13 protein-coding genes are annotated in these 16,788 nt (G+C 70.9%); 7 read left to right on the plus strand and 6 right to left on the minus strand.

The window, feature by feature from the left end; genetic code table 11:
• The first annotated feature begins 138 nt into the window (after nucleotides 1–138).
• A complete protein-coding gene (locus tag ACFYW5_RS03315; RefSeq protein ID WP_389415228.1) occupies nucleotides 139–1,050 on the plus strand; it encodes a helix-turn-helix transcriptional regulator in 912 nt (303 codons plus the stop codon).
• A 6-nt stretch (nucleotides 1,051–1,056) separates the two neighbouring features.
• On the opposite strand, the gene ACFYW5_RS03320 is transcribed toward ACFYW5_RS03315, so the two are convergent.
• Nucleotides 1,057–1,827, minus strand: coding sequence for a group II truncated hemoglobin (locus tag ACFYW5_RS03320; RefSeq protein ID WP_389415229.1), 771 nt, complete (start codon nucleotides 1,825–1,827; stop codon nucleotides 1,057–1,059).
• A 116-nt stretch (nucleotides 1,828–1,943) separates the two neighbouring features.
• Between ACFYW5_RS03320 and ACFYW5_RS03325 the strand changes: the two genes are divergently transcribed.
• The 3 genes from ACFYW5_RS03325 to ACFYW5_RS03335 all read left to right on the plus strand — a co-directional run bounded on the left by ACFYW5_RS03325 (nucleotide 1,944) and on the right by ACFYW5_RS03335 (nucleotide 8,358).
• On the plus strand, nucleotides 1,944–3,371 hold the full coding sequence (locus ACFYW5_RS03325; RefSeq protein ID WP_389415230.1) for an ABC transporter permease: 1,428 nt from the start codon (nucleotides 1,944–1,946) through the stop codon (nucleotides 3,369–3,371).
• A gap of 851 nt (nucleotides 3,372–4,222) precedes the next feature.
• On the plus strand, nucleotides 4,223–4,906 hold the full coding sequence (locus ACFYW5_RS03330; protein ID WP_389415231.1) for an ABC transporter ATP-binding protein: 684 nt from the start codon (nucleotides 4,223–4,225) through the stop codon (nucleotides 4,904–4,906).
• A gap of 218 nt (nucleotides 4,907–5,124) precedes the next feature.
• A complete protein-coding gene (locus tag ACFYW5_RS03335; protein WP_389415626.1) occupies nucleotides 5,125–8,358 on the plus strand; it encodes a S8 family serine peptidase in 3,234 nt (1,077 codons plus the stop codon).
• 88 nt (nucleotides 8,359–8,446) lie between these two features.
• On the opposite strand, the gene ACFYW5_RS03340 is transcribed toward ACFYW5_RS03335, so the two are convergent.
• Both ACFYW5_RS03340 and ACFYW5_RS03345 read right to left on the minus strand, forming a co-directional pair.
• Entirely contained in the window at nucleotides 8,447–9,712 is a 1,266-nt protein-coding gene (locus ACFYW5_RS03340) for an Ig-like domain-containing protein (protein WP_389415232.1), read from the minus strand.
• Nucleotides 9,713–9,916: 204 nt separating this feature from the next.
• On the minus strand, nucleotides 9,917–10,261 hold the full coding sequence (locus tag ACFYW5_RS03345) for a hypothetical protein (RefSeq protein ID WP_389415233.1): 345 nt from the start codon (nucleotides 10,259–10,261) through the stop codon (nucleotides 9,917–9,919).
• 121 nt (nucleotides 10,262–10,382) lie between these two features.
• On the opposite strand from ACFYW5_RS03345, the gene ACFYW5_RS03350 reads away from it, so the two are divergent.
• Both ACFYW5_RS03350 and ACFYW5_RS03355 read left to right on the plus strand, forming a co-directional pair.
• On the plus strand, nucleotides 10,383–10,694 hold the full coding sequence (locus ACFYW5_RS03350; protein WP_389415234.1) for a hypothetical protein: 312 nt from the start codon (nucleotides 10,383–10,385) through the stop codon (nucleotides 10,692–10,694).
• 43 nt (nucleotides 10,695–10,737) lie between these two features.
• Entirely contained in the window at nucleotides 10,738–11,511 is a 774-nt protein-coding gene (locus tag ACFYW5_RS03355) for a hypothetical protein (protein WP_389415235.1), read from the plus strand.
• Between the two features lie 52 nt (nucleotides 11,512–11,563).
• On the opposite strand, the gene hutH is transcribed toward ACFYW5_RS03355, so the two are convergent.
• The 3 genes from hutH to ACFYW5_RS03370 all read right to left on the minus strand — a co-directional run bounded on the left by hutH (nucleotide 11,564) and on the right by ACFYW5_RS03370 (nucleotide 15,711).
• Nucleotides 11,564–13,102, minus strand: coding sequence for a histidine ammonia-lyase (gene hutH, locus ACFYW5_RS03360; RefSeq protein WP_389415627.1), 1,539 nt, complete (start codon nucleotides 13,100–13,102; stop codon nucleotides 11,564–11,566).
• A gap of 64 nt (nucleotides 13,103–13,166) precedes the next feature.
• Nucleotides 13,167–14,330: a diguanylate cyclase domain-containing protein gene (locus ACFYW5_RS03365; protein ID WP_389415236.1), complete on the minus strand. Its 1,164-nt coding sequence runs from the start codon at nucleotides 14,328–14,330 to the stop codon at nucleotides 13,167–13,169.
• A gap of 577 nt (nucleotides 14,331–14,907) precedes the next feature.
• Entirely contained in the window at nucleotides 14,908–15,711 is an 804-nt protein-coding gene (locus ACFYW5_RS03370; protein ID WP_389415237.1) for an enoyl-CoA hydratase/isomerase family protein, read from the minus strand.
• A 171-nt stretch (nucleotides 15,712–15,882) separates the two neighbouring features.
• Here ACFYW5_RS03370 and ACFYW5_RS03375 point away from each other — a divergent pair, with 171 nt between their 5' ends.
• Nucleotides 15,883–16,497, plus strand: coding sequence for a hypothetical protein (locus ACFYW5_RS03375; RefSeq protein WP_389415238.1), 615 nt, complete (start codon nucleotides 15,883–15,885; stop codon nucleotides 16,495–16,497).
• The last annotated feature ends 291 nt before the right edge of the window (nucleotides 16,498–16,788 follow it).

Raw genomic sequence — 16,788 nt, forward strand, 5'->3', positions numbered from 1 at the left:
GGCTGCCTTCTGTCCGGGCACGGTATCCAGCGTGCCCCACCCGTCGGCATCCACCCAGGTCACCGCTTTGCGTACGTCTGCTGTTCCTACTACTGACGGGGGCAGGCTGGTAGGCGTACGACCGTGAATACTGGGCTCATGGACGAACAGCCCGCATCCCCGCAGGAGCCCGGCGGCCTGGACCGGCGCGCCGAGCTCAGCGAGTTCCTGCGCACCCGGCGTGCCCGGCTGAAGCCGGAGGACGTGGGGCTGCCGGACTTCGGGCGGCACCGCAGGGTGCCGGGGCTCAGGCGCGAGGAGCTGGCGCAGTTGGCCGGGGTGTCGGTGGCGTACTACACCCGGCTCGAGCAGGGCAACGGACGCAATGTGTCGGCGGAGGTGCTGGACTCCATCGCCCGGGCGCTGCGGCTGACCGACGCCGAGCACGCCCATCTGACGCATCTGGCCAAGCCCAAGCAGCACAAGAAGAAGCCGGCCGGGCGGACCGAACAGGCCCGGGCGTCGCTGGGGCAGCTGCTGGTGTCGTTGGAGAACGTCCCGGCGTATGTCACGGGGCGGCGCACGGACATCCTCGCGTGGAACCCGATGGCCGCGGCCGTCTTCGGCGACTGGGCCGAACTGCCCGCGCAGGAACGGAACTGGGCGCGGCTGGTGTTCCTGAAGCCGGAGTACCGGGAGCTGTTCGTGGAGTGGGACCAGAAGGCGTCCGACATCGTCAGCTACCTGCGCATGGACGCGGGCTGCCACCCCGACGACCCCCGCCTCTCCTCGCTGGTGGGCGAACTCTCCGTGAAGAGCGAGGAGTTCAGGCTCCTGTGGGCCACCCACGACGTGCGGGAGAAGAGCTACGGCATCAAGCGCCTGCGGCACCCGCTGGTCGGCGAACTGACCCTGAACTTCGAGACGTTCACCCTGACGGACGGCTCGGAACAGTCACTGATCACTTACCATCCCGAGCCGGGCTCCCCGTCCGCGGAGGCGCTGCGGCTGCTGGCGAGCTGGGGTGCGGACGCCACGAAGTCCGGCTCCACGGCACGGTCCGCCCCCTGACCTCCCTCAGCCCTGGTACGGCGGTGCCGCCCCCCAGTTCCACTTCGGCACCGGCTGCTCCGCCGGGGTGCGCGCGTCCGAGCCGGAGAAGTGGACCGCCAGCCGGGTGCCCCACTCCACATAGGCCACGAACGCCGAGCGGAACTCCGCGTCCGTGGGCAGGCCCGCCTCGTCCGCCGCGTCCTGGATGAGGTTGACCCAGCGGCGGCGCTGGGGCTCGGTGATGGCCAGGCCCATGTGCTTGGCGACCATGCGGCCGTGGCCGCCCTGGGTGTCGGAGTAACCGGTCGGGCCGCCGAAGACCTCGCCGAGCCACTGCGCCACGCGCTCGGCGTGCTCGGGGTCCAGGCCCTCGAACAGCGGGGCCAGCAGATCGTCCTTGGCGACCTTGTCGTAGAAGGCCGTGGTCAGCCGGCTGAGCGCCTCGGCGCCGCCGGCCCACGCGTACAGCGTGGGCACCGCCGAGCCCGTGCCGCGCACGCTGGTCGGCATGTAGTGCCGCATCTCCTCGATGTTGCTGATGAAGGACCGGATCTCGGCCAGGAAGGGAGGGAACAGCTCCGAGGTGCGGAAGCCCTCGATGTGGTCCTCGGTCGAGGTCCAGGTGATCCGCAGGATGTAGTGCTCGAAGTCCTCGTCGCAGCGCGCCAGTTCGTAGTCGACGCACTGCGGGGCCGCCGCGAGACTGGCCGCGGCGCGGGTGTAGGCGGCCATGAACTCCGCCGACTGCTGCTCAGGGATGCGGTACCGGACGTATTCCACCGTGTGAGCCGTCATGCGCCCACACAAGCACAGTCGGACACGACATGGTTCCCGCTGCGCGGACAGCCTTCTCATCCTTCTCTTATCGCGGCCTTATCCCTTCATCACGCGCCCTGCCTAGCTTGCGGCGCATGTTCTTCACCTACCTGAGGCGCGAACTGCGCCGCCGCAGAAAGGCGGCCCTCGTCGTCGCCTCCGGCCTCGCGCTGGGCATCGCCCTGGTCATCGTGGTCAACTCCGTGTCCTCGGGCATGGGCAAGGCCCAGGACACGGTCCTGGAGTCGCTGTACGGGCTCGGCACCGACATGACCGTCACCAAGGCGGCCGCCGCGGAAGGCGGTCAGGCGCAGCGGCCGCGCTTCGAGTTCGACGCGCGGGACAGCGACTCCGAGGAGGAACAGAGCAGCGACCGGGTCATGGTCCAGGGCTTCCAGACGCTGGCGAGTTCGACCGTGGAGAAGGTCGGCGCGCAGGACGGGGTCGCGGACGCGGTGGGCGGCCTGAGCCTTCAGGTCATCAAGGTCAGCGGGCAGTTCCGGCGCGGCGAGTTCCAGCAGGACGGGGGCGGCCAGGCGCAGGGCGGTCCCGGCGGCGGGACGCAGGCGCCCGAGGGCCGGGTGGCGGGCGGTGGCGCCGAGTTCGACGTCAACAACTACTCGGTCTACGGCACGGATGTCACCGAGCCTGCGCTGGGTCCGCTGACCTCCTCGACGATCACGAGTGGTCGTACGTTCAAGGCGTCCGAGACGAACGCCGAGGTGGTCGTCGCCGACGCGTCGTACGCCAAGGAGAAGGAGCTGAAGGTCGGCTCCACGGTGACCGTCAAGGGCAGCAAGTTCAAGGTGATCGGCATCGCCACGCCCGAGAGCGGGGACGCGGCGGCCAGTCTCTACATCCCGCTGAAGCAGGCGCAGACGCTGAGCGACTCGAAGAACAAGGTCACCACGATCTACGTCAAGGCGACCGACTCGCAGCGGATCGACGCGGTGAAGTCGGAGATCCAGCAGAACATCTCCGGTACGACGGTGACGACTTCCGCGGACCTGGCGGACACGGTGTCGGGGTCGCTGTCCACGGCGTCCGACCTGGCGTCGAGCGTCGGCAAGTGGCTGTCGGTCGCGGTCCTGGTGGCGGCGTTCCTGGTGGCCGGACTGCTCACCTCGTCGGCGGTGTCGCGCCGGGTGCGGGAGTTCGGCACGCTGAAGGCGCTGGGCTGGAAGTCCGGCCGGGTGACCCGGCAGGTCGTCGGTGAGGCGGTAGTCAACGGTCTGGTCGGCGGCGTCCTGGGCATCGCGGTGGGCCTGGCGGGCGCCTACGCGGTGACGGCGATCAGCCCGACGCTGGAAGCGCAGTTGGGCACGACGGGCGGTGGCATGGGCGGCCCCGCGGCAAGGCAGACCTCCACGGCCCTGGAAGTAGCCCTGACGGCCCCGGTGAGCGCGACGACGATCGCCCTGGCGGTGGGCCTGGCGGTAACAGGCGGCCTGACAGCAGGCGCCTTCGGCGGCTGGCGAGCCTCCCGCCTCCGCCCGGCGGACGCACTGAGAAGAGTCGAGTAACAACCGCCGCCCACGACGACCGAATCCGGGCCCCGCACCCGGCGCTGCCTGGTCACCGCCCTCGGCGGACGAAGGCGGGACGTGCGGCTCGGTGCTTTCGGGTCGGGCGAAGGTGGGACGCGCAGCCCGGCGCTGACGGGTTGCCGCCCGCGCCCACCCGTCCCGCCCTGCGGCACGACTGCCCGCGGCTGAAGCGGCAGGGCCGACCCCGGCCGGGGCAGCGCAGCCAGCCGCGGCTGGGACGGCGCGGCCGGCCAAGGCTGGAGCGACGCAGTCGGCTGCGGCTGGAGCGGCGCAGACAAGCCTGGCTGGGACGGCACGGCCGGCAAAGGCTGCAACGGCGCAGACAAGCCTGGCTGGGACGGCACGGCCGGCAAAGGCTGCAACGGCGCGGACAAGCGTGACTGGGACGGCGCAGCCGGCCGCGGCTGCAACGGCGCAGACAAGCGTGACTGGGGCGGCGCAGCCAGCCGTACTTGAAGCCGTACGGCCAGCCAAGACCGGAGCGGCGCAGCCAGCCGTAGCTGGAGCGGCGCGGATGGCCAAAGCCTGGGCGGCGCAACCGGCCAACCCTAGGCGCAGTCGGCCGCAGCCGAGGCGCGCAGTCGGCCAAGGCTGAAGCAGAGCATCCCCCGCGACCACCCCAGAACTGACCAAGCACCCCGCACCAAGCCCACCCAGGGGCGCGGGGAACTGCGCGACCAGCCCCCACCCACCCGCAGCCAACACCAAAGCAGGCCACACCGGAACCCACCCCAGGGGCGCGGGGAACTGCGCGACCGACCCCCACCCACCCGCAGCCGACCCCGAACCCCCGCCACCCCGACGACGACCCCACCCAGGAGCCACCCATGTACGACCTCAGAAACGTCACCAAGCTCTACACCCGAGGCAAGGAAACCGTGCACGCCCTCGACGGAGTCGACCTCGCCATCCCCGACGGGGACCGTCTCGTCATCCAGGGCCCCACCGGCGGCGGCAAGTCCACCCTTCTCCAGATGCTCGGCGGCCTCGACCGCCCGACGTCGGGCGAGGTCGTCCTGGACGGCACGGATCTCGCCAAACTCTCCGAGGCCAAACTGACCGGCGTCCGCAGCGAGAACATCGGATTCGTCTTCCAGAGTTTCAATCTCATCCCCACCCTCACCGCCCAGGAGAACGTGGAAACCGCCCTCGTACCCCTCGGCACGAAGCCGAAGGACCGCAGGGAACGCGCGGCCCAGGCCCTGGAATCCGTCGGCCTCGGCGAACGGCTCACCCACCTCCCCTCCGAGATGTCCGGAGGACAGCAGCAGCGCGTCGCGATCGCCCGCGCCCTGGTCAAACAGCCCAAGGTGCTGCTCGCCGACGAACCCACGGGCAACCTCGACGAGTCGATGCGCGACGAGATCATGGACGTACTCGAACGCATGTGGAAGGAGCTCGGGCTCACCTTCATCATGGTCACGCACGATTCGGCCATCGCGAGGAAGGCCCCCCGCGTCGCGACCATCCGCAAGGGAAAGATCTCCGTCAGGGAAAACGCGGGCGCGTAACAGTCCGATTCTGTCCGTCCCCTGTCTATTGAGGTAGCTGATCACCCCCCGGCATACTGCCTATTCCGGGGGGCACGTACGTCTGTGCAGACCACCCCCGGCCGGGTGAAGGGGGAATTCACCCGGTACTTCAGCAAGGGGGAAACTTGCGCAGACAAGTGAAAAGAGCATGCGCGGCCACCGTCGCCACGGCCGCCGCCGTCGCCCTCGCCGCCGGCATGACCAGCCCGGCATCGGCGAAGCCCGAGCCGCGCGCCACCGGCGCCGCTCAGCTGACCGCCCATCACGCCATCACCCTGATCACGGGTGACCGGGTCACCGTCGACGCCAAGGGCCGCGTGATCGGCCTGCAGCGGGCGGAGGGACGTCAGCACATACCCGTCCAGATCCGCAAGGCCGACGGGCACACGCTCGTCATACCCGCCGACGCGGCGCGCCTGATCACCGCGGGCAAGCTCGACCAGCGGCTGTTCGACGTCACCGAGCTCAACACGTCGGCCACCCGCAAGTCGCAGGCCAAGGGCCTGAAGGTGATCGTCGGGTACAAGGGCGCCGCGGCCGGCACCAAGGCCGACGTCCGGGACGCGGGCCAGCTCCGCCGGACCCTGAAGTCCCTGAACGCGGACGCGGTCCAGACGCCGTACACCGAGACGCCCGACCTTTGGGACGCCGTCACCAACGGCGACCGCACCGCCTCGGGCATCGCCCACATCTGGCTCGACGGCACCCGCAAGGCCACCCTCGACACCTCGGTGGCCCAGATAGGCACCCCCGCGGCATGGTCGGCGGGGTACGACGGCAAGGGCGTCAAGATCGCCGTCCTGGACACCGGTGTCGACGTGAACCACCCGGACCTCAAGGACCAGGTGATCGCGTCGAAGAACTTCACCCCGGCGGCCACCGCGGAGGACAAGGTCGGCCACGGCACGCACGTCGCGTCCATCGCGGCGGGCACCGGAGCGAAGTCCGGCGGCAAGTTCAAGGGCGTGGCGCCCGGCGCCCAGGTCCTCAACGGCAAGGTCCTGGACGACACCGGCTCCGGTGACGACTCCGGCATCCTGGCCGGCATGGAGTGGGCGGCCGAGCAGGGCGCCCAGGTCGTCAACCTCAGCCTCGGCGGCATGGACACCCCCGAGGTGGACCCGCTGGAGGCGGCGGTCGACAAGCTGTCCGCCGAGAAGGGCATCCTGTTCGCCATCGCGGCGGGCAACTCCGGCCCGGAGTCGGTCGGTTCGCCCGGCAGCGCGGAGGCCGCGCTCACCGTCGGCGCGGTCGACGACAAGGACCGGCTCGCCGGGTTCTCCAGCACCGGACCGCGGCTCGGCGACGGCGCGATCAAGCCGGACGTCACCGCCCCGGGCGTGGACATCACGGCCGCGTCCGCCAAGGGCAGCATGATCGAGCAGGAGGTCGGCGAGAAGCCGGCCGGGTACCTCACCATCTCGGGTACGTCGATGGCCACCCCGCATGTCGCGGGCGCCGCCGCGATCCTGAAGCAGCAGCACCCGGAGTGGACGTACGCCGAGCTCAAGGGCGCGCTGACGGCGTCCGCCAAGGGCGGCAAGTACACGCCGTTCGAGCAGGGTTCGGGCCGGATCCAGGTCGACAAGGCCATCAAGCAGACCCTGATCGCCGACCCGGTGTCGCTGAGCTTCGGGGTGCAGCAGTGGCCGCACACCGACGACACCCCGGTCACCAAGGAGCTGACGTACCGCAACCTCGGTACGCAGGACGTCACCCTGAAGCTGTCGGCGACCGCCACCGACCCCAAGGGCCGGCCGGCCCCGGCGGGCTTCTTCAAGCTGGCCGCCTCCACGGTGACCGTCCCGGCGGGCGGCAAGGCCACCGTCGGCATGACGGTCAACACCAAGCTGGGCGGCACGCTGGACGGCGCCTACTCGGCGTACGTCACGGCGACGGGCGGCGGGCAGACGGTCCGTACGGCCGCCGCGGTGCAGCGCGAGGTGGAGTCGTACAACGTCACGGTCAAGCACATCGGCAAGGACGGCAAGCCGACCGACGTCTACAACACCGTCCTGCTCGGCTACACGGGTCTGGCCACCGACCGCATCTACGGTGTTCCGCCGGTCGCCTCCGGCACCACCACGCTGCGGCTGCCCAAGGGCCAGTACCTGCTGGACGCCTGGATCGCCGAGGACTTCGCCGAGATGAAGGGCGGCCTGGACTGGCTGGTCCAGCCGAGGCTGACCGTCACCAAGAACACCTCGGTGACGATCGACGCCCGTAAGACCCAGGCGGCCGACATCACGGTGCCGGACGCGGGGGCCAAGCCGCTCTCGGCGATGATCGGCTACATGTACGACCCGGCCGGCATCGGCATCGGGGTCGGACTCGACTCCTTCGCCAATGTGCGCATGAAGCACCTGGGCGGCGAGGTCTCCGGTCTCCAGCAGACCTGGAGCGGCCAGTGGACCAAGGGCGCGAGCGCCGAGTACGACGTGGCCACCACCGCCACGGTGAAGAAGATCCAGGGCGACAAGGTCCGCCACTTCAAGGCGAGCGAGCTCGCCACGGTGAAGAACCGCCTGGGCGCGTCGGCCTCCGGCAAGACCGGTGGTGTGACCTCGTACGGCGAGTTCCCGAATGACTTCGTGATCGGCATGCCGGTCGAGCAGAAGCTGCCGGGCACCCGCACGATGTACCTCTCCACGTCCGACAAGATCCGGTGGACGTTCGACGTCGAGCAGTACGGCAGCCACACGCCCGAGGGCTTCCCGGTCCCGGACGCCTTCTACACGCTCGGCGCGCCGCAGACCTTCAAGGCGGGCCAGACCTACCAGAAGACCTTCAACACCGCGGTCTTCGGTCCGCACATGAACGCGGACTACGGCCTGTTCCGCGAGGGCAACAGCGTCTACGGCTTCTTGCCGCTGTTCGCCGACGGGGCCAAGCACGCCGGCTCCTCCGACTTCACCTCGGTGAAGACGGAGCTGTACCGCAACGGCACGAAGATCGGCTCCAACACCGACCCGCTGTTCGGCGAGGGCGTCTTCAAGGTTCCGTCCGCCGAGGCCGAGTACAAGCTGACGACCTCGGTCAAGCGGAGCGTCAAGGTAGCCGCCGCCTCCACCCGGATCGACGCCAGCTGGACGTTCAAGTCCAAGAAGCAGGCGTCCGACCAGGTCAGGCTCCCTGCCTCCACGGTCCGCTTCAACGCCAAGACCGACCTGAGCAGCCGGGTCACGGCGGGCCTGACGAAGACCGTCCCGGTCAGCGTCGTGGGCGCCGCCGCGGGCAGCAACCTCAAGTCGCTGTCGGTGTGGGTGTCGTACGACTACGGCCAGACCTGGAAGAAGGTCTCCGTCACCGGCGGCAAGATCAAGGTGAAGAACCCGGAGAAGGGCAAGGCCATCTCCTTCCACGCGAAGGTCGCCGACAAGAAGGGCAACAAGGCGACCCTCTCGATCTACAACGCGTACTACGGCAAGTAGCAGGCGGACAAAAGGAAGCGGCCTCCGGGACTCAGGTCCCGGAGGCCGCTTCTCGTTGCCGAGGAGTTGACGAGGAGGGGGCGGCGGATCAGACCGCCGAGCCCGCCTTCCAGTCCGCCCAGCTCATGTTCCAGCCGTTGAGGCCGTTGTCCGGGGCGATCGTCTTGTCGCCGGTGTTCTGGACGACCACGACGTCACCGACGATCGAGTTCGTGTAGAACCAGTAGCCCTCGGTGCCCTTGTCGTTGGCGCCCTTGGTGTCGTTCAGGCCGACGCAGCCGTGGCTGGTGTTGGCGTTGCCGAAGACCGAGTCCGCGCCCCAGTAGTTGCCGTGGATGAAGGTGCCGGAGGTCGACAGGCGCATGGCGTGCGGGACGTCCTTGATGTCGTACTCGCCCTTGCCGTCATCGTCGGTGAAACCGACCGTCGCGCCGTTCATCCGGGTCTCCTTGAACTTCTCGGAGATCACCATCTGGCCCTCGTAGGTCTTGTTCTCCGGCGAGCCGGCCGAGATCGGGATGGTCTTGACGACCTCGCCGTCCTGCGTGACCTTCATCTGCTTGGTCTTCGCGTCGACGTAGGAGACCTGGTTGCGGCCGATCTTGAAGGTGACCGTCTTCTGCTGGACGCCGTAGACCCCCTCGGCGCCTTCGACACCGTCGAGCGCGAGCTTCAGCGTGACGGTGGAGCCTTCCTGCCAGTACTCGTCGGGGCGGCAGTCCATGCGGGTGTCGTTGAACCAGTGGCAGGCGACTTCCTGGCCGCTGGTCGAGGAGACGGTGACGGCCTTCTGGACGTCCGCCTTGTTGGTGATCGACTTGTCGAAGTTGATCGAGACCGGCATGCCCACGCCGACGGTGGAGCCGTCCTCCGGCGTGAAGTAGCCGAGGAAGCTGTTGGTCGGGGAGAGCGTGCTGAACGAGGCGTTCTCGTGGGCCTTCAGGCCCTTGGCGTCCTCGGCGGTCACGGTGATCTTGTAGGTGGTGGACCGCTCCAGCTGGGCGTTGGGCTGCCAGCTCTTCTTGTCGGCGGATATCGCGCCCTCGACGGCGGCACCGTCGGCGGTCTTCATCGTCACCTCGGTGAGCGTGCCCTTGCTCACGGTGACGGTGGCGGAGTTGTTGATGGAGGCGTTGTCGGTGCCGTCCTTCGGCGTGATCTTGATCTGGGCCTCGGAGGTCTCCTGCGCCGCCGCCTCGTCGACAGTGGCCTGCGCGGTGTCGCCGCCGCCGTCGTTCCCGGAGGCCTCGTCGCCGCCGGAGCACGCCGAGAGCACCAGCACACCGCCGAGCAGTGCGGACGCGACCGTCAGGCCCCTGCGCCGCTTACTGTCCGTCATCACACGCTTCTCCATCGCTGCCGAATCCCCATACCCCGAGAGTCCCCGTCAAGAATCTTCAACGCTACGACCGGTTCGTCCCGTTCCACATCCCTTGCAGGTGTGGGGCACACCACGTCGCTGCGGCGGGTGGTGCGGGTGTCGGTCAGTGCGTCCCGTGAGACGACGAAACCCCGGGCGGCGGTTGCCGACCGGGGGCACGGGTTTCCCCAAGCGAACTCAGTCAACCGTCTCTTCGTCGTCGTCCCCGTCGACATCATCCTCGTCGAGGTCCCAGTCCGGCGAATCGGGGTCGTAGTCGATCTGCTCGCTGGACCAGGAGGCCTGCGCCAGGTCGACCCCCGGGATCTCGCTGACCAGGTCGAACGGGTCCACGAGGTAGGCCAGGGCCTCCGCGGTGTCTTCCGTCACAGCGCTCTCGGCGTGCGTCCGCTCGTCGGCGGGCATCGCGCTGTCGTCGGCGATCCGCCCCAGGGCCGCCTTCGTCACGGCGTCCGTGTCGTCCACTTCCAGGACGAGTTCCACCCGAAGCCGTACAAACCGTGATGTCTCTTCAGTACTCATGCCCCGGAGCGTACGGCCCGAGGATGTCTTGAGGCTCCCACGACTTTCCCGCGACCGGGGGCTTTCATTAGCATCGCTCCACACGGCCAATTCGCCAGCGCCACAAGGGGATCGATATTCCGTGTCATCCGCTCGCCGTCCGTTGCTGACCGCCACCGCCGCGGGGACCCTGCTGGGCGCCCTGTGGTTCGTCCCCTCCGCGAACGCGACCGGGGACGAACCGGCGAGGGACGTGCCCTCGCCGGCCCCGTCGACGCAGGTCACCCAGCAGGCCCGGGCCGCCGCCGCGGCGGACTCCGCGGACTCCGCGGTCGAACTCGCCGACACCGGAAGCTTCGACAGCACGCCCTACGTCATGGGCGGGACCTTCTCGCTCGCGGTGGGCGCCGGCTTCGTGGTCTATTCGGTTCGACGGGAACGTCACGGTTTCTGAACTGACTTGACGTTTCTTCAACGAAACGTTCATAGTCCGCGTCATGAAGAGATCTTCGAGGGCGCGGATAGGCGCCACGGCCGCCATGAGCGCGGTGACGCTCGCCCTCATCACGGGTTGTTCGAGTGAGGACTCCAAGGACTCCGACAAGGCCGCGGGCACGGAGGCGTCAGCCTCCCCGACCCAGGCCGCGAAGGCGCTGAGCGCCGCGGAGCTGGAGAAGCTGCTGCTCGCGCAGGGGGACGTCAAGGGGTACAAGGTCGAGGCGGGGGACGAGACGCTCCCCAAGGCCAAGACCGAGGTGAAGACGGACAAGGCCGAGTGCGCCCCGCTGGCGTGGGCCACGGCGGGCCTGGCCCCGGGTGAGACGGACGCGAGCGCGTCCAACACGGTCGCCGAGGACAAGGCGGCCTCGGCGACGGCGGCGCCGGAGAGCGTCGAGGACGCCTTCGACTTCAACATGACGTTCGTGGGCCTGTCGTCCTACGACGCCGACGGCGCCGAGAAGACCATGAAGGCCGTCAGCGACGGTGTCGCGGCCTGCTCCGGCGGCTACGGCATGACGGCGGCCGAGGAGAACACCAAGGTCACCAAGGTCGGCTCGGCGAAGGCCGCCGGTCAGGGCGACGAGTCGGTGGCGTTCACGCAGGACGTCGACATGGACGGCGAGGGTACCGCCACCTTCACCACCGCGGTGGTCCGCACGGGCAACACCATCGCCACGTTCTACACGGTGAACCTCGCGTCGCTCGGCACGGGCAAGGCGGCCGAGATCCCGGCGGAGATCGTCACGGCCCAGCTGGGCAAGCTGAAGTAGTCAGCGAGAGCCCCCGCCGTACGCGCGTACGGCGGGGGCTTCGTGCTGTCCGCTACCGCAGCGGCCCGGTGACGCTCTCCACGGCCGCGACCAGCCGCCCGTCGCGTACGAAGGCGTCCGCCGCCGCGAGATCCGGCGCCAGGAAACGGTCCGGCCCCGGCCCCTGGACCCCGGCCTTCCGTACGGCCTCGATGACGGCCCGGGTGGCGGGCGCGGGGGTGAGCCCCTCCCGCAGTTCGACGCCCCGGGTGGCCGCGTACAGCTCGATCGCGACGACCCGCGTGAGGTTGTCGACGGCGGTACGCAGCTTCCGCGCGGCCGACCACCCCATGGAGACGTGGTCCTCCTGCATGGCGGAGGAGGGGATCGAGTCGGCGGACGCGGGCACCGCGAGCCGCTTCATCTCGCTCACCAGAGCCGCCTGCGTGTACTGCGCGATCATCAGCCCCGAGTCGACGCCGGCGTCGTCGGCGAGAAACGGCGGCAGGCCGTGGCTGCGGTTCTTGTCCAGGAGCCGGTCGGTGCGCCGCTCGGCGATGGAGGCGAGGTCGGCGGCGGCGATGGCGAGGAAGTCGAGCACGTAGGCGACCGGCGCCCCGTGGAAGTTGCCATTGGACTCCACCCTGCCGTCCGGAAGGACGACGGGGTTGTCCACGGCGGAGGCCAGCTCCCGCTCGGCGACCAGCCGGGCATGGGCCAGGGTGTCCCGCCCGGCACCGGCGACCTGCGGAGCGCACCGCACGGAGTAGGCGTCCTGCACCCGCGGGGCGTCGTCCTGGTGGTGCCCGGTGAGCTGGGAGTCCTTCAGTACGGCGAGCATGTTGGCGGCGGAGGCGCCCTGCCCCGGGTGGGGGCGGATGGCGTGCAGCTCGGGCGCGAGCACCTTGTCGGTCCCGAGCAGCGCTTCGAGGGAGAGGGCCGCGGTGATGTCGGCGGACTTGTACAGCCTCTCCAGATCGGCCAGCGCCATGACCAGCATGCCGAGCATGCCGTCGGTGCCGTTGAGCAGGGCGAGACCCTCCTTCTCGCGCAGGACGACGGGGGCGATGCCGTGCTCCGCGAGCAGCTCGGCGGCGGGGCGTACGGTGCCGTCCGGGCCCTCGGCGTCGCCCTCGCCCATGAGCGCGAGGGCGCAGTGGGAGAGCGGGGCGAGGTCGCCGGAACAGCCGAGGGAGCCGTACTCGTGGACGACCGGCGTGATGCCGGCGTTGAGCAGGTCGGCCATGGACTGCGCGACCTCGGGCCGCACGCCGGTGTGCCCCGAGCAGACGGTCTTCAGTCGCAGGAACATCAGGGCCCGCACGACCTCGCGCTCCACGCGCGGGCCCATGCCGGCGGCGTGTGAGCGGACGATGTTGCGCTGGAGCTGAGCGCGCAGCTCCTGGCTGATGTGCCGGGTCGCCAGGGCGCCGAAGCCGGTGGAGACGCCGTAGACGGGCTCGGGCTTGGCCGCGAGGGCGTCCACGATCTCCCGGGCCGCGGCAAGAGCGGCCACGGCCTCCTGGCTCAGTTCGACGCGGGCGCCGTCGCGCGCCACCGCGAGCACGTCGGACGCGGTCGCCCCGGACGTCCCCACCACCACAGTGTGCATATCCATATTCAGGAGCGTACGCAGTGAATTCCCGGATGTCACCAGTGGGGGCCGGGTTCGCCCCTTACCGATCGGTCACGTCGCGGCGGCCCCGGAAGCGACGGCGTTCCCCGGCGGGGGGTTCGGTGGAGGGCGAGTCGGCGAGCCGGACGACGGGGTCGTCGGGGCCCTCCCGGCCCGCCACCACCGGCTTGGTGGCCCGCATGGCCTTGGCCTGGTACTGGGCGGCGTCGGCCAGCCGGAAGAGGCGGCGGGCCGAGACGACGGGACCGATGGGGTCGGCGGTGGAGGCGACGCCGCAGGCCACTCCGTCGCCCAGCTCCAGCTCGGCCGCGCGACGGCACAGTTCGTCGGCGGTGCGCACGACCTCGTCGGCGGACGGGCCGACCGCGAGCAGACAGAACTCGTCACCGCCGAGGCGGGCGGCCAACGCGCCGGGGAGCATGGCGCCGCACAGGGAGAGCACCGAGCCGAACCGTTCCAGCAGCCGGTCGCCCACGGCGTGCCCGCGGGTGTCGTTGACGCGCTTGAGCCCGTTCAGATCGCAGACGACGAGGCTGACGACGACACCCTCCGCACGGTGCCGGTCGATGGCCTCGTCCAGGCGTCCGTCCACGGCCCGGCGGTTGGCGAGACCGGTGAGCGCGTCGGTGTACGCCAGCCGCCGGGCCTCCTCCAGCCGTTCCGCCTGGGCGATCCCGGCGGCCACGACCGCGGCGAGGACGGTGGCGAAGTCGGCGTCCTCCCGCCCGAAGAGCGGGGCGCCGGTGGGACGGGCGACATAGAGCTCGCCCCACGCCCTGCCGTGCAGCACGATCGGTGCGACGACGCAGCAGCCGCGGCCCCGGCGCCGTAGAGCGGCCACGCGCTGATGCACATATCCCGGGCGCCGCCCCGCGGCCGGCCCCTCCGCCGTCTCCACCCAGGCGTTGGGCTCACCGCCCCCGGCCCAGCGTTCGTGCAGGAACTCGGTGATCTCGGGGAACTGGTGGACGGGGTAGGCCTCCCGCTCGGGGAACTCCTCCTCGTCGGGCGCCCGGTCCCCCACGTTCACCAGCACCCGCAACCGCCCCAGCTCCCGCTCCCAGACGGACAGCGCGGCGAAGCTCCCGCCGAGCGCACGGCAGGCCCCGCTCGCGGCGGCCCGCCACGCCTCGCGCGAGCTGTGCGCCGCCGCCATCCCCTGCGCCAGCCCCACGACGGCCGCGAGCCGGTTGTCCTCACCCATCACCCCAGGCTAGGGAGGTTCACGACAATTAGGGACATTGATACGGCGAACAGGTGTCACCACCGGGGGCCGCGTGGGGGCCGCCTGGCCCCGGGGGTGATGGGGCCGGGAGTCGCCTGGGCGGGGAGTCGCGGAGTGCGGGATCGGTGGAGGTTTCAGACCGGCTGGTCGGGGCCGGGGGGCGGGGGTCGCTCGCGGCGCCACCCTCCACACCCCGAGCCAGGCAGGCCACGCCCCTCGCCGAAACCCCGCCAGTCCCGCCGCCCAGCCTGATTTCCGCCCCCGCCGAAACCACACCCCGCCACTCTCCAGGCAGGCGCCGACCCCTTCACACCCCGAGACCGGCAGGCCCCCACCCCTTCACACCCCGGAGCCAGGCGGGCCCCGCCCGTTCAAGCCCCGGCCCAGGCAGGCCCCGCCCCTCGCCCAAACCCCACCAGTCCACCCGGCCCGCCGGATTTCCGCCCCACCGAAACCACACCCCGCCGCCCCCGGCCAGGCAGGCCTACCCCTTCACGCCCCGGGGCCCGGCAGGCCCCGCCCCGTCACGCCCCTGGCCGCGCAGGCCCCCGCCCCCTCACTCCCCCGGCCACTCCGGCTTTCGCTTCTCGTTGAAGGCGGCCACTCCCTCCGCGCGGTCGCCCGAGAACGCCACCGCTCGCCAGGCCGCGTCCTCGACCTCGAGGCCGGCCCGCAGGTCCAGCCCCTGTCCGAGCCGTAGCGCCCGCTTGGCGGCCCGCAGGCCCACCGGGGAGTTCCCCGCGATCCGGCCGGCCAGGGTCAGCGCCTCCTCCCGGTCCCGCCCCTCCTCCACCAGCTGGTCCACCAACCCCAGCTCCCGTGCCTGCACGGCCTCCACCCGCCGCGCCGTGAAGATCAGTTCGGCCGCCCGGGCCGCCCCGACCCGCCGCGGCAGCAGCTGCGTACCGCCACCGCCCGGGATCACCCCGACCGACACCTCCGGCAGCCCCACCACCGCGGTCGAGTCCGCCACGATCAGGTCACAGGAGAGCGCCAGCTCGAAGCCGCCCCCCAGGGCGAACCCGTGCACCGCCGCGATCGTCGGCACCGGCAGCTCCAGCACCCCGGTGTACGCACCCCGGGCCACCGGCCGCTGCCGCACCAGATCCGCGTCACTGAAGGAGTTCCGCTCCTTCAGATCGGCCCCGACGCAGAACGCCCGCTCATGCGTCGAGGTCAGCACCACCACCCGTACGCCCGGGTCCGCCCCCAGCGCGGCGCACGCCTCGCCGACGGACCGTGCCATCTGCGTGGACACGGCGTTCATGGCCTTCGGCCGGTCCAGGGCCAGCTCCGCGACATGCCCACCGTCCCCGTGCCGCCGTACCAGCACGAACTCCCCGTACCGCTCCTCGCTCATGACACCCTCCGGTTAACGCGGGTTAACAACAACCGCCCCGATCATCGCAGCCCGATCCCCCTCCGGGGAAGGCATCCCGTTCGGGTGACATCCCCACAAACCGCTCCGCCTGGTCCGCCGAGCGCATAGCGTGCGTCCGCCATGGCGCAGCGGGGAGGGAGTGTGAGGGCGGTGACGGAATCGTCGGCGGCACAGGCCGTGCCGGAGCCGGAGACCGGTGCCCCGGTCCGGCTCTTCGGCTCCCGTGGCCGGCACCGCCGCCCCCGTCCCCGCAAGGTCCTGCTCGCCGCGGGGGGCCTCGCCCTGGCGGCCGGCGCCCTGAGCCTCGTAAGGCTGACCCCCGAGTCGGGTCTCGGCGGCCTGGACGCACCGGAGGCGGAACCCTGGCCGGGCGGGGACGGGGCCCCGGCCACCGACCACGCCACGAACGCCGCCGCGGCGGTGGGCCCGCTCCCGCGGGTCAGCCCCTCCGCGACCACGGTGCTGGGCGGCCCGGGCGCACCGACCCCCACGGCACCCCCGAGCCCAGCACCGACGAACCCGGCGCCGACAGCACCCCCGCCCCCGCAGGCTCCGCTGGACCCGGCCACGACCATTCCCGAGGCCCCGAGAACCGACGCGCCGCAGCCGCCCGCGACGACCCACCCGGCGCCACAGCCCGCCGCCCCCAGCCGACCCGCGCACACACCGGCCCCCGAGCCGACGCCCGGCCCCACCGACCGGCCGGGCGTGTGCCTGCCGGTCATCGGACTGTGCGTGGACCCGCTGCCCGAGCGCGAGCACTGACCCCTACGACGGCATCGCATCCCGCCGGGTAAGCAACCACGGCTCGACCACACCAAGGCCACGCACGGGCCACCGCCACATCGACACCCGCTGACCGAGCGCGAGCACTGACCCCTAAGTCGGCGTCACGTCCCGCCAGGTGAGCAGCCACGGCTCGACCACACCAAGGCCACGCACCGGCCGCCGCCACATCGACTCTGCACCCGCCGACCGAGCACGACGACTGACCCCTACGACGGCGTCGCATCCCGCCGGGTAAGCAGCCACGGCTCGACCACACCAAGGCCACGC

It is taken from the genome of Streptomyces sp. NPDC002779, from assembly GCF_042888685.1.
In the GTDB taxonomy this organism is placed as follows: Bacteria; Actinomycetota; Actinomycetes; order Streptomycetales; family Streptomycetaceae; genus Streptomyces.

Excerpts from the sequence above, each read along its gene's own strand:
- ACFYW5_RS03345 (WP_389415233.1), bottom strand. The coding sequence starts at position 10,261 with ATGAGTACTGAAGAGACATCACGGTTTGTACGGCTTCGGGTGGAACTC.
- ACFYW5_RS03340 (WP_389415232.1), bottom strand. The coding sequence starts at position 9,712 with ATGGAGAAGCGTGTGATGACGGACAGTAAGCGGCGCAGGGGCCTGACG.
- ACFYW5_RS03330 (WP_389415231.1), top strand. The coding sequence starts at position 4,223 with ATGTACGACCTCAGAAACGTCACCAAGCTCTACACCCGAGGCAAGGAA.
- ACFYW5_RS03320 (WP_389415229.1), bottom strand. The coding sequence starts at position 1,827 with ATGACGGCTCACACGGTGGAATACGTCCGGTACCGCATCCCTGAGCAG.
- hutH (WP_389415627.1), bottom strand. The coding sequence starts at position 13,102 with ATGCACACTGTGGTGGTGGGGACGTCCGGGGCGACCGCGTCCGACGTG.
- ACFYW5_RS03370 (WP_389415237.1), bottom strand. The coding sequence starts at position 15,711 with ATGAGCGAGGAGCGGTACGGGGAGTTCGTGCTGGTACGGCGGCACGGG.
- ACFYW5_RS03365 (WP_389415236.1), bottom strand. The coding sequence starts at position 14,330 with ATGGGTGAGGACAACCGGCTCGCGGCCGTCGTGGGGCTGGCGCAGGGG.
- ACFYW5_RS03325 (WP_389415230.1), top strand. The coding sequence starts at position 1,944 with ATGTTCTTCACCTACCTGAGGCGCGAACTGCGCCGCCGCAGAAAGGCG.
- ACFYW5_RS03335 (WP_389415626.1), top strand. The coding sequence starts at position 5,125 with ATGACCAGCCCGGCATCGGCGAAGCCCGAGCCGCGCGCCACCGGCGCC.
- ACFYW5_RS03315 (WP_389415228.1), top strand. The coding sequence starts at position 139 with ATGGACGAACAGCCCGCATCCCCGCAGGAGCCCGGCGGCCTGGACCGG.
- ACFYW5_RS03355 (WP_389415235.1), top strand. The coding sequence starts at position 10,738 with ATGAAGAGATCTTCGAGGGCGCGGATAGGCGCCACGGCCGCCATGAGC.